Below are 11,896 nucleotides of genomic sequence, written 5' to 3' on the forward strand. Positions count from 1 at the left end.
GAGCCCACACAGCACCGGGAAACCGGCATACGCGCCCCGGGGCACAACGGCGCACGGCCCCCGATCCGAAGCCCGCCCCCGTCCCATTCGGAGCCCGCCACCAGTACCGTTGGTCGCGTGCACGAGGAACCCCCCGCCCCAGCCCGCACCGCCGCCCCGCACCCTCCTTCGTGCAGCGCCACGACGACCGAGCGCGGCTCGTTCTGCCTGGCGCGCTGCACCTGCGGCTGGGCGGGACCCGCCCGCAGATCCCGGGACCGGGCACGCACCGACGCCGCCGAGCACCTCGCCGCGCCGCCGCCCTGACCCCAGGGGGGACATGGCCGGAAACACACGATCCCCCAGGCGCTCCGAAGCACCTGGGGGATCGGCGTACCGGACAGACAGTGGCCGGGGTCCGGGACGGAGGTCGAGGTCGGATCAGGCGGCGAGATCCTTCTCGCCCGGGTTGCCACGCCCGGTGCCAGGACGCGGCTCGGGAATTCCGCGCGTGTCCCCGCGCTCGTCCACGTACGCCGCATCGGCCTTCTTCGACCGCACGATCCAGCGGGCCCGGTCGGACCGGGAGATCGCCGCCATCAGCGGGGTCAGCAGCGCCATCGCGGGCGGCGCGAGCAGCAGGGCGACGGCCGTGCCGAGGGCGAATCCGCCGATCACGTCGGTCGGGTAGTGGACGCCCATGTAGATCCGGCTGACGCCCGCAAAGAACGCGAGGCCGAGCGCCACGAAGCCGAACTTCCGGTTGGCCACGAAGATACCGACGGCAAGGCCCATCGCGAGGGTGGAATGGTCGCTGACGAACGAATAGTCCGTCTTGCCCTGGATCAGGACCTCCAGCCCTTCATGGTCGTTGAAGGGGCGGGGCCGTTCGACGAAGCCACGGATCGGGATGTTGATCACGACCGCGAGCGCGGCGGCGAGCGGCGCCCAGACGAGGGCGGCGACGGTCGTCACCGAATCCTCGGCGCTCCCACGCTTGCGCATGCTCCACCAGCACCAGAGGCCCACCAGGACGAGGCCGAACATGGTCCCGTACTCACCGACGAACTCCATGACCCGGTCGAACCAGGTCGGAGCGGCCTTCGCCAGCCCGTTGATGTCGTAGAGCAGGCTGACGTCCGGGTTCGACCCATCGAGTTCGAGTCCAGCCATCTGCTGCGGCCCCTTGCCTTGTCTGCTTCTTCAGTGGCGACGCGCGTCCGTGCACGCCACCGTGGTCGAACCCCCGTGTGATTCGGTGTGGTCCCGTTCCCGCGCACGCATGGTCGGTGCACATGCTGTCCGCTGTCCCTGTCCAGGGAACGGCCCGGCGTCCGCCCGCGTTCCGCTCTCCACCGAATGATCACCATGACGTTATCGAAGAGTGACTGGTCGTCGCAGCTCAGGGCCCAGGCTTCACGGAGAGTTCCGGCCACGGCCGACTCACCGTCAGCACCGCCGGACCCACCCCCGACCGGCGGGAACCGGAAGGGAATCGACAGGGAATCGGAGCAGGACGGCCGAGGAGAGAGATCCGTCACCCCGTCGACGAATCCGCGGGAAGATTCGTCGGCAGAGCCGCGGCACCGTCCTTGGTGACCCGGGTCGCACCGAAGTAGTCCGGCGTATCGATCTTGTCGAACCGGATGACCGCCCCCGTGAAGGGAGCGTTGATCATATATCCGCCCCCGACGTACAACCCGACATGCCGGATGGCCCGCGAATTGGTCAGATCGTCGGAGAAGAACACCAGATCCCCCGGGAGCAGCTCGTCCCGCGAGGGATGCGGCCCCGCGTTGTACTGGTCGTTGGCGACGCGCGGCAGCTCGATCCCGACGGTCCGGTACGCGGCCTGGGTCAGCCCGGAACAGTCGAACCGCCCCTGCTGGTCCGGCGTCCCGTTGCCGCCCCACAGATACGGCGTGCCGAGCTTCTTCTGCGCGAAGTAGATGGCCCCGGCCGCCTGCCGGGAGGGCTGGACACGGCCGACGGGCCGGGCGAAGCTCTTCTCCAGCGACCGGATGATCTTCACGTAGTTCTGCGTCTCCTTATAAGGAGGCACACCGCCGTACTTGATCACCGCGTACGCGCCGGCGTTGTACGCGGCCAGCATGTTGTTCGTCGGATCGCCCGGCACCTTCTTGACGTACCCGGCGAGCTCGCAGTCGTACGAGGCGGCCGAGGGGATCGCGTCGGCCGGGTCCCACACATCCCGCTTGCCGTCACCGTTGCCGTCGATCCCGTGCGTGGCCCAGGTGCCCGGGATGAACTGGGCGATGCCCTGCGCGGCGGCGTGGCTCTGCGCCCTGGGGTTCCAGCCGCTCTCCTGGTACAACTGCGCGGCCAGCAGGGCCGGGTTGATGGCGGGGCAGAGGTTGCCCCACTTCTGCACGAGCGGCTGGTACCGCGCCGGCACGGCCCCCTTGGCGAGCGCGACGGCCCCACCGCCGCCCGCCCCCGCGAGACCGGCGGCGGCCGAGTACGTACCGACGAGGAGCAGCGCCAGGAAGCACGCCGCCGCACCCACGCCGACGCCACCGAGGACCCAGAATTTCCGCACCCCTCAACCATCCCCCATAGGGGAACGGTTCAGGGCTGTTTTCGAGGGTGTGTACGAGTCATCCGCAGCACACCACCGGCGCACCGGTGGCTCCCGAACGGCGCATACGAAGACGCCGTGCCCCTCGAACGCTGCAACCACATCAGGAACCCATGGCCACCGTCGTTGCTCGCGGTCACATAGCGTGATACACAGAGTAACTAGGCATATGCATGAGGATATCCGGACGAGCCGCAGGTCAGGGCGGCCATGTCGGTCGAACGTGCGAGATCCGGGTAAAGAGACCGGGAAGGCGTCGTGCGGGTGCTGTTTCATCAGCGAAGATAGAAGGCAATCCGTGCCGCACGGCACAGGCAGCTAACTACCCAACAGGGGCGGTGACTTACATGATCCTGGCAGCAGAGAAGGGCGACATCACCACCATCATCGGCGGAATCGCCCCCAACTGGGGACCGTTCGGCACGCTGGGCAACGAGGCGCGCATCATGATCGAGGTGGTGATGGCGATCGCCATCCTGCTCTGCCTCGGCATCGCGATCTGGGGCGCGGCGAAGCAGCGCATCGGAGCGACGGCCCTGCGCGACACGTTCAGCGCGGAACAGGGCAAGGGCCTGATCGTGGCGGGCCTGACCGGGGTCTTCATCATCGGCTCCCTGGGCACTCTCTTCACCATCGTCTACGGAATGGCTGTCTGACCACCCGTCGGCCAGCCCCTGCCGGGCCGTCCCCGCCCGCTCCCCACCATCCGTCGTGCCCACCGGCTGAGGTTGCGTCTTCCTGATGTCGAGTCACTCCACCGCGCTCACGCGGCAACCAGCACAGCTACCGTCGTCATGCGCGGTTCCGCACACGACCGAGGGAGCGAACGCGGCATGAGCCCCGGCGACGAGCACGACTACCGCGGCGTGGACCAGGGCGGGCGCACGGACGACCCGTACAGCACCCTCGGCGGCACCCGCCAGACCCGTACCCGCCTCCCGGACGGCGACCCGGGCCACCCGCACGCCCGCCGGCCCGTCCGGAACTCCCGCTCCCTGGTCACGATCACCGCCGTGGTGGTCCTCCTCATCGCCGCCATCGCCTTCGCCAACCGGGGCGGCACCAGCAACGACACCGCCTCCCCGGGCGCGAAAAGCCCCGGAACCGCAGGCTCCGCCGCCACCGGCACCAAGCCGGTCCAGACCAAGACCGGCACCATCCCCTCCGGCTTCGCCCACGACGAACAGGGGGCGCAGAGCGCGGCGGCGAACTACTCGGTGGCACTGGTCTCGGACGGAATGTTCGACAAGGAGCGCCGCCATCAGATCTCCGAGGCGGTCTACGCACCGGACGTGGCCGCCGCACGCAGGGACGACCTCGACAAGGTCTACTCCCAGGAGTCCTTCCTCACCAGCATCGGCCTCAACCCTGACGGCAAGGCCCCAGAGGGCCTGACCTTCATCTCCCGAGCCAACCCGGTCGGAACCAAGGTCGAGAAGTACCTCGGCGACACCGCCACGGTCGCCGTCTGGTATTCCGCGCTGTTCGGGCTGGCCGGTGAAGGGTCCAAGAACCCGGTCTCCGAGAGCTGGTACACCACCACCTACGAGCTGAAGTGGGTCGACGGGGACTGGAAGGTCACCGACTTCACGCAGAAGGACGGCCCTGTGCCCGTCGGCCGAGACCAAACAGCTTCCTCTGCCGAGGAAATGGCTGACGCCGTTCAAGGGTTCGGAGGGTTCACCTATGCCCGGTAGTCAGTCCCGCCGCGTGCGGTCGCTGGCGGCGGTCTTCACCGGCCTCCAGGTGGCAGCCCTGATGCTGGCCGGTCGCGCGACAGCAGCCCCGGCTCCGACGCCCTCACCCGAGCCCACCAACGACCCCTGCGACCTGATTCGCGGCCCCGCCAAGGACTACTGCGAAGGCGGCGAGGGTACCGGCTCCAGCACACAGAACGTAGGCCCCACCGACCCCCTGGACCCCCTCACCTCCCTCGCCCAAGGCTGCGCCGACGCCGCCGCCTGGATCGTCGGGAAGCTCAGCGAAGCCGTCGACTCCACCGCCAACGTCGACTTCACCAACCAGAAGTTCCTCCAGCAGTACGCCGTCATCTTCGCCGCCTCCACCATCCTCACCCTCATCCTCTGGCTCCTCGCCGTGGTCAAGCGCGCCATCCGCGGCGTCCCCCTCACCACCGCGATCTCCGAGGCCGTCGGCTTCCTCTGGCTCACCGTCCTCGCCTCGGCCTTCACGCCCCTGATCCTCTACACGATCGTCTCCGCCACCGACGGCGTCACCGACGTCATCGCCGCCTCCACCGGAGGCCAGACCGACGTCTTCTTCGGCTCGTTCGCCGAGGCCCTCAAGAAGGGCACCGGCATCGGCGGCGGACCGATCATGCTGATCGTCGTCTCGCTCGTCTCGATCGTCGCCGCCGGCATCCTGTGGCTGGAGCTCGTCATCCGCGCCGCCCTGCTCTACGTCGGCGCCCTGCTCGGCATCGTCGTCTACGCCGGCCTCGTCGACAAGAACATGTGGGGCCACGTCCGCCGCTGGGCCGGCATCATGATCGCGGTGATCATGGTCAAGCCGGTCATCGTCATCGTCCTCGGCCTCGCCGGAGCGCTCTCCGCAGGTGACGGCCCCGACGCCTTCTCCGCCGTCGTCTCCGGCCTCGCCATCATCCTCCTGGCCATCTTCGCCTCCGCCATGATCTACCGCTTCGTCCCCGGCTTCGGCGACGAGATCCAGGGCGCCCGCACCAACCGCAAGCAGGCCACCGACGGCGCCCAGGCCGCCGCCCTCATCAGCTCCCCGGCCGCCCTCGTCTCCCAGGGCATCAAGACCCACAGCGGCCGCAACGACCAGAACAGCGGAGGGGGAGGCGGCGGCGCCCGCCCCTCCAACCCGGCCGGCGGCGGCGTCGCCGCACACAGCTCCCGCCCCTCCGGCGGAGGCGGGGGCGGGGCCGGCGGCGGATCTGTCCCCTCCGCCGCACCCTCGCCCCGCAGCGGCGGCTCCGGCCCCACCTCCGGCACCCCCCACAGCAGCCGCTCCTCCCGAGGCGGAGGCGGCTTCGGCAGCACAGGTAACCCGAGCACAGGAGGTGGAGGGCGTTGACGACCCAGTCCCACACGATGACGCCCCGCCGTACGTATCTCATCGGCCGCGCCCGGCCGAACGCGATCGTCGGCAAGAACCGCGAGACCGGCGAGATCGCCCTGATCATCGTCGGCGCGTTCCTCGGCATGATGAGCGGACTCCTCGTCCCCGTCCTCTCCCTGCGCATCGTCTGCCTCGTGGGCTTCCCCCTCCTGGCCCTCGCCATCGTCTACGTCCCGTACAAGCAGCGGACGTTCTACAAGTGGTTCGAGATCAACCGCAGCTTCAAGCGCTCCCTGCGCCGCGGCACCGCCTACCGCTCCGGCGCCATGGAGGCCGGCGTCAGCTCCGACGGCCGCGAGGTCGAGATCGGCCCGCCCCCCGGCATCGGCCGCATCAGCTGGCTCGCCGCCCCCTTCGGCCCCGACGAGATCGCCGTACTCCTCCACGCCGACCGCCGCACCGTCACCGCCGCCATCGAGATCGAGGGCCCCGGCGTCGGCCTCCGCGACAGCGAGGACCAGGAAGCCCTCGTCGACCGCTTCGGCACCCTCCTCAAGCACGTGGCCAACGGCGACGGCTTCGTCACCCGCCTCCAGATGCTCGCCCGCACCCTCCCCGCCGACCCCGACGCCCACGCCAAGGACGTCGCCCAGCGCGGCGACAAGGCCTCCCCCGGCTGGCTCCAGGACTCCTACGACCAGCTCCAGTCCATGGTCTCCACCTCCAGCGAGCAGCACCGCGCCTACCTCGTCGCCTGTATGCACTACAGCCGCGAACTGGCCGCCGAGGCCAACGCCATGGCCCGCGCCGCCCGCCCCCACGGCGGCCGCAAGCTCGACCGCGACGCCGGACTCGCCGTCGTCATGGCCCGCGAGCTCACCGACATCTGCGCCCGCCTCGCCGAGGCCGACATCCGGGTCCGCCAGCCGCTCGGCCAGAGCCGCCTGGCCTCCCTCGTGCACTCCATGTACGACCCCGACCACCCCATCGACCACATCCAGGCCATGACCAAGCGCAACGCCTGGCCCGCCGAACTGGACGCGGTCGAGCCCACGTTCCTCCAGGCCAAGACCCGCGAGTCCACCACCCGCGCCCCCTGGTGCCACGCCACGGCCTGGGTGAAGGAGTGGCCGATGACCCCCGTCGGCGTCAACTTCCTCGCCCCGCTCCTCGTCCACACCCCCGACGTCATCCGTACGGTCGCCGTCTGCATGGACCTCGAACCCACCGAGATCGCCATCGAGCGCATGCTGACCGAGAAGACCAACGACGACGCCGAGGCCAGCCGCCAGGCCAAGATGAACCGCACCGTGGACCCCCGCGACATCGCCGCCCACGGCCGGCTCGACCAGCGGGGTGAAGATCTGGCCAGCGGCGCTGCCGGGGTGAACCTGGTGGGGTACATCACGGTGTCGTCCCGTTCACCCGAGGCCCTCGCCCGCGACAAACGCACGATCCGCGCCTCGGCCGGCAAGTCGTATCTCAAGCTGGAGTGGTGCGACCGCGAACACCACCGCGCCTTCGTGAACACGCTCCCGTTCGCCACGGGCATCCGCCGCTGACGCGGGCTCAAAAGAAGACCGCCCCCACCACCGACACCGTCACCCGCGACAAGAGAGGGCACCCACCCCATGCGAGACCCCCTGTCCGCATTGTCGGATGCCTTCACCTCCTTCCTCTTCGGCAAGGTGGAGACGACCCGCCTCCCCGTCCGTACGTCGACGGGCCAGGCCCAGGCCGTCTACCTGCCCACCGCCGCCCCCGGCCTCGGCGACTCCGGCGTGATCATCGGCCGCGAGGTCTACAGCGGCAAGGGCTACATCTACGACCCCTTCCAGCTGTACGGGCAACAGCTCCCCGCCCCCCACTGGCTCGTCCTCGGCGAGTCCGGCAACGGCAAATCGGCGCTGGAGAAGACCTACGTCCTGCGCCAGCTCCGCTTCCGCGACCGCCAGGTCGTCGTCCTGGACGCCCAGGGCGAGGACGGCGTCGGCGAATGGAACCTCATCGCCCAGGAGCTGGGCATAACCCCCATCCGCCTGGACCCGACCGCCGCCCTCAACGGCGGCATCCGCCTCAACCCCCTCGACCCCTCCATCACCACCACCGGCCAGCTCGCCCTGCTCCGTACGATCATCGAAGTCGCGATGGGCCACGGCCTCGACGAGCGTTCCGGCTTCGCCCTGAAGGTCGCCCACGCCTACGTCACCGCGACCATCACCGAACGCCAGCCGGTCCTGATGGACATCGTGGAGCAGCTCCGCCACCCCAAGCCCGAGTCCGCCGAGGCGATGAACGTCGACATAGACGATGTACGGGCCTGGGGCCTGGATGTCGCCCTCGTCCTGGACCGGCTCGTCGACGGTGACCTGCGCGGCATGTTCGACGGCCCCACCACCGTCGGCATCGACCTGGACGCGCCCCTCATCGTCTTCGACCTCTCGCACATCGACCGCAACTCGATCGCGATGCCGATCCTGATGGCGATCGTCGGCGTCTGGCTGGAACACACCTGGATCCGGCCCGACCGCAAGAAGCGCATCTTCCTGGTCGAAGAGGCGTGGCACATCATCAACTCCCCCTTCGTCGCCCAGCTCTTCCAGCGCCTGCTGAAGTTCGGACGCCGACTCGGCCTCTCCTTCGTCGCCGTCGTCCACCACCTCAGCGACGTGGTCGACGGAGCAGCGGCGAAGGAAGCGGCGGCCATCCTCAAGATGGCCTCCACCCGCACCATCTACGCCCAGAAGTCCGACGAGGCCCGAGCCACCGGCCGGGTCATCGGGCTGCCCCGGTGGGCGGTCGAGATCATCCCGACCCTCACCCCCGGCATCGCGGTCTGGGACGTCAACGGCAACGTACAGGTCGTCAAACACCTGATCACCGAGGCCGAACGCCCCCTCGTCTTCACCGACCGCGCCATGACCGAGGGATCGGCCCCGGACGCGGACGACCTGCTCCCCGAGGACATCCGCGCCGCGGAGCTGGAGGCGGAGCAACGGGCGGCCCGGATGGAGAACCAGCAGCGTATGAACAAGTCGTCCCAGTCAACGGTGGCATGACATGGCACGCCAGGCAGCGCGCGGACCGGCACCGCGGCAGGGCGGAGGGCACCACCCCCGCCACGAGGGCTCTCGGAGCGGCGGCATCCCCGACGGCCTGCTGGTCGGGCTGCTCGGCCTCCTGCTCGCGGCGACCCTGACCACCTGGACGGCCACCGGCCTGGCCGGCCTCCTCTCGCACGGCTCCTGGCCGGACGGCGTCACGTTCACCCAGGCCCCCCTCGCCCTGCGCGAACTGGCCACGGCCCCCCAGGACCTCCCCGCCGCCTGGCCCGGGACACCCGCGTCCCAGCTCTCCGGCTACGGCCTGTTCTGGGGCCTGTTCATCGGCGAGCTGATGGTGCTGGTGGTCCTGACGGTGTTCGTCCTCGGAGTCCTGACCCGCTGGCGGATCGTACGGGAACAGCGCCGCACGGACCGCCGGTACGGCCCACTCCACGAGACGCACGAACCACGCGAAACGCACCAGCCCCACGCCCCGCACGAAACACACAGCACGCAAGAGCCCCACAAGTCCCCCGCGCCCCCACAACCCCAGCCCCCCGCCGCATCCCCCACACCTACGCTGACACCCACACCCACACCCACCCCACCCCCACTCACAAAGACCCCCCAAGCAGCACTCTCCACCCCAGAGCCGCACACACCACAGACGGCCCCCGCAGCAACCATCCCCTTCCCCTCCCCCCGCACTCCCCTCCTCGTCTACGCCCCCGCCCCCGCCCGGCGCCCCACCGTCGTCCAGGCCATCCAGGACGCCGAGGGCCCCGCCCTGGTCGTCACCTCGGACCCCACGGTCTGGGCCGAGACGAAGGACGCCCGCGCCAAGCTCGGCCCGGTCCTCGTCTACGACCCCGGCCACCTCTGCGACACCCCGGCCCGCCTCCACTGGGCGCCCACCGCAGGCTGCGAGGACCCGGACACCGCCGTCGTACGTGCCGCCGCCCTGCTCGCCCCGGTCCGCCCGCAGGCCCGGATCGACGCGGCGGTGGCCGACACCGCGCAGACGCTCCTCCAGTGCTGGCTGCACGCCGCGGCGGTGGACGGCCGCCCGTTCCGCCAGGTCGTCCGCTGGGCCTCGGGGGCCGGCGCCCACGAACCCGTACGCCTCCTCCGTACGCACCCCAAGGCCGCCTCCGGCCTCGCCGGGCTCCTGGAGTCCGCGCTCACGGCCTACCCGGAACGGCGCGAAGTCGCCCAGGAGTTGAACGTACGGGCCTTCTCGGCCCTCTCCTCGGTGCACATCCGGGATGCCTGCACGGCAAACCGATCGGATTCGGCCGCGCTGGAATCTTTTGGCCGCGAGGGGGGAACGCTCTATGTGGTCGGTGAACCCATCGAGGATCCCCGCACCCGCCCCGGCGCGATGCCCCTCCTCACCGCGCTGGCCTCGCACGTGGTCGAGCACGGCCGCCGCATGGCCGCACGGTCATCCGACGGTCGGCTCGACCCACCAATGACGCTGGTCCTGGACGATGTGGCCGCCGTGGCCCCGCTCCCCCAGCTCCCCGAACTGCTGACGACGGGCCAGGCCCGCGGCATGCCCGCGCTCGTCCTGCTCCGCTCCCGCGAACAGGGCCGCGCCCGCTGGCAACAACACCTGCACGCCCCGGCCCCGGGCACCGTGTGAACGAGCAAGGCAGCCCCGCCCCACAGCAACAGCTACCGCCTCCTCTCCCGCTCAATCACATACTCCAACTCCCACTCGCCCCGCCCACCCGGCGCCGCGATCCGCTGTCCGGACGGGACGAACCCGAACCGCCGGTAGAACGCCGAGGCGCGCGGGTTGTTCTCGTGGACATACAGGCGCACCCGCTCCAGCCGGGGCTTGGACAGCGACCAGGCCCAGTCGACGGCCACCCGGAACAACGCGTCCGTCACCCCGGCCCCCCGCACTTCCGGCCGCGCGAACACCCCGACCAGGTGCCCCTGGTTCACCGCAGGAGCCGCGCCAAAGCGCACATCGTCCTCCGGGCGCTCAACGAGCACAGTGACCGTGCCCACCCACTCCCCCCCCGGGCGACTCCGCGACGAACTGTCGTACGTCCCTGCCGGCCGCGGCCGCCTCCGTACGGTCCTGCCAGAAGGCATCCGGCCGCGCGGCCGCCTCCTCGTACGACTCCAGAACGCCACGGGCGCCGCCGGGTCCTTCAGCGCCTCCAGCCGCAACTGCCTGGCCAGCGGCCATTCCTCGGCCCGCACGGAACGCATCACATAGTCCATGGTCCGATCCTCGCCCCGACCCGCACCCGCCTCAACCGAGTAAGTGGCAAGTGAGCCTCACACGCCACGCTTGGTGACGCCCGCATAAGACCTCTCTCTGCGGCGGCGCTTGCCGTACGCGACGGTGAGTACGGTCAGAAGCGGTCCCCAGAAGATCAGTGGCGTGTAGCAGATGTAGAACCAGGCGGCTTCCCAGCCACCTGCCTCGCCGGGGAAGTCGTCGGGCAGGTCGTCGCCGCGGATCGTGGTGCCCTGGATTTCATTGACGACGGCCAGGGCGGTGAAAACGAGCGTGAGGATCGTGGCTCCGAGGGCGGCTGGAACGACCGCGGCTTTCGTCGGGACCTGCCGCCCACCCAGGCGCGGGACCCAGCGCGGGAAGACCTCGCCCCAGCGGGCGATCAGGCCGATCGCGGTGAAGGCGAGAAGTTCGGAGACGACCGAGAGGGAGGGGATGTACATCCGCTCACCGAGGCTGACCCCTTCGCCGAATGCCGCCGGCAGCCGCCGGCAGGCTCGACGGCAGCACGGCAAGGGGCAGGGCATATGCGGTGAGACGCAGGCGTCGGGACACTCCGGGGACCGGTTCGTGAGCGGCACCCCAGGCGGCGCGGAACCGACTGGTCGGAGGGGTGGCGCGGTCGTCAGCACGTATCGGCAGGGGCACATGGCCTCCTCGGTTTCGGCAGGCTGGTGGCTGGTCCGTTGCCTCTTGACGATCGCAGTCCTGCGAGGGCGCGGGATCGCACTGCGGACGGAACTCGCTCCGCCGCGCGGTTGATGGCAGGTGCGACCAGGTACGACCGTGGAGTGACGGCAGGCCGCTCGATGCCGATAGCTGTGCCTCACCGTGCCGAGAAAGCCCGAAACGCAGAAAAGCCCCGTGCCTGATGGCACGGGGCTTTCCCACAATAATTGTTCGGCGGCGTCCTACTCTCCCACAGGGTCCCCCCTGCAGTACCATCGGCGCTGAAAGGCTTAGCTTCCGGGT

10 protein-coding genes, 1 rRNA gene and 1 pseudogene are annotated in these 11,896 nt (G+C 70.0%); 7 read left to right on the top strand and 5 right to left on the bottom strand.

The features are described from left to right. The first annotated feature begins 117 nt into the window (after positions 1–117). Positions 118–306, top strand: coding sequence for a hypothetical protein (locus tag ACFW9Z_RS24550; protein WP_384644444.1), 189 nt, complete (start codon positions 118–120; stop codon positions 304–306). Between the two features lie 114 nt (positions 307–420). Here ACFW9Z_RS24550 and ACFW9Z_RS24555 read toward each other — a convergent pair whose 3' ends face one another. Together ACFW9Z_RS24555 and ACFW9Z_RS24560 are read right to left on the bottom strand one after the other, a co-directional pair. After that, a complete protein-coding gene (locus ACFW9Z_RS24555) occupies positions 421–1,152 on the bottom strand; it encodes a phosphatase PAP2 family protein (RefSeq protein WP_384644447.1) in 732 nt (243 codons plus the stop codon). Between the two features lie 364 nt (positions 1,153–1,516). Beyond that, positions 1,517–2,539, bottom strand: coding sequence for an NlpC/P60 family protein (locus ACFW9Z_RS24560; RefSeq protein ID WP_384644449.1), 1,023 nt, complete (start codon positions 2,537–2,539; stop codon positions 1,517–1,519). Positions 2,540–2,925: 386 nt separating this feature from the next. Between ACFW9Z_RS24560 and ACFW9Z_RS24565 the strand changes: the two genes are divergently transcribed. The 6 genes from ACFW9Z_RS24565 to ACFW9Z_RS24590 all read left to right on the top strand — a co-directional run bounded on the left by ACFW9Z_RS24565 (position 2,926) and on the right by ACFW9Z_RS24590 (position 10,312). Further along, entirely contained in the window at positions 2,926–3,234 is a 309-nt protein-coding gene (locus ACFW9Z_RS24565) for a hypothetical protein (RefSeq protein ID WP_015610155.1), read from the top strand. A gap of 177 nt (positions 3,235–3,411) precedes the next feature. Next, a complete protein-coding gene (locus ACFW9Z_RS24570; protein WP_384644451.1) occupies positions 3,412–4,275 on the top strand; it encodes a hypothetical protein in 864 nt (287 codons plus the stop codon). Then, entirely contained in the window at positions 4,265–5,638 is a 1,374-nt protein-coding gene (locus ACFW9Z_RS24575) for a hypothetical protein (protein WP_384644453.1), read from the top strand. The genes ACFW9Z_RS24570 and ACFW9Z_RS24575 overlap by 11 nt, the downstream gene beginning before the upstream one ends. Continuing rightward, positions 5,635–7,185: an SCO6880 family protein gene (locus ACFW9Z_RS24580; protein ID WP_384644455.1), complete on the top strand. Its 1,551-nt coding sequence runs from the start codon at positions 5,635–5,637 to the stop codon at positions 7,183–7,185. Before ACFW9Z_RS24575 ends, ACFW9Z_RS24580 begins: the two co-directional genes overlap by 4 nt. Positions 7,186–7,254: 69 nt before the next feature. Beyond that, positions 7,255–8,682: an ATP-binding protein gene (locus tag ACFW9Z_RS24585; RefSeq protein WP_384644457.1), complete on the top strand. Its 1,428-nt coding sequence runs from the start codon at positions 7,255–7,257 to the stop codon at positions 8,680–8,682. Between the two features lies 1 nt (position 8,683). Further along, on the top strand, positions 8,684–10,312 hold the full coding sequence (locus tag ACFW9Z_RS24590) for a type IV secretory system conjugative DNA transfer family protein (RefSeq protein ID WP_384644459.1): 1,629 nt from the start codon (positions 8,684–8,686) through the stop codon (positions 10,310–10,312). Between the two features lie 32 nt (positions 10,313–10,344). Here ACFW9Z_RS24590 and ACFW9Z_RS24595 read toward each other — a convergent pair. The 3 genes and pseudogenes from ACFW9Z_RS24595 to rrf form a co-directional block, all read right to left on the bottom strand. Next, positions 10,345–10,905, bottom strand: a pseudogene (locus tag ACFW9Z_RS24595) (GNAT family N-acetyltransferase). A gap of 57 nt (positions 10,906–10,962) precedes the next feature. Continuing rightward, complete coding sequence (locus tag ACFW9Z_RS24600; protein ID WP_384644461.1) at positions 10,963–11,367, bottom strand: hypothetical protein; 405 nt, start codon at positions 11,365–11,367, stop codon at positions 10,963–10,965. Positions 11,368–11,822: 455 nt separating this feature from the next. Further along, positions 11,823–11,896: ribosomal RNA gene (rrf, locus tag ACFW9Z_RS24605) — 5S ribosomal RNA — on the bottom strand; the annotation flags it as partial.

This window comes from Streptomyces sp. NPDC059452 (assembly GCF_042750035.1).
GTDB lineage: Bacteria > Actinomycetota > Actinomycetes > Streptomycetales > Streptomycetaceae > Streptomyces.

Excerpts from the sequence above, each read along its gene's own strand:
- ACFW9Z_RS24575 (WP_384644453.1), top strand. The coding sequence starts at position 4,265 with ATGCCCGGTAGTCAGTCCCGCCGCGTGCGGTCGCTGGCGGCGGTCTTC.
- ACFW9Z_RS24555 (WP_384644447.1), bottom strand. The coding sequence starts at position 1,152 with ATGGCTGGACTCGAACTCGATGGGTCGAACCCGGACGTCAGCCTGCTC.
- ACFW9Z_RS24570 (WP_384644451.1), top strand. The coding sequence starts at position 3,412 with ATGAGCCCCGGCGACGAGCACGACTACCGCGGCGTGGACCAGGGCGGG.
- ACFW9Z_RS24565 (WP_015610155.1), top strand. The coding sequence starts at position 2,926 with ATGATCCTGGCAGCAGAGAAGGGCGACATCACCACCATCATCGGCGGA.
- ACFW9Z_RS24600 (WP_384644461.1), bottom strand. The coding sequence starts at position 11,367 with ATGTACATCCCCTCCCTCTCGGTCGTCTCCGAACTTCTCGCCTTCACC.
- ACFW9Z_RS24590 (WP_384644459.1), top strand. The coding sequence starts at position 8,684 with ATGGCACGCCAGGCAGCGCGCGGACCGGCACCGCGGCAGGGCGGAGGG.
- ACFW9Z_RS24585 (WP_384644457.1), top strand. The coding sequence starts at position 7,255 with ATGCGAGACCCCCTGTCCGCATTGTCGGATGCCTTCACCTCCTTCCTC.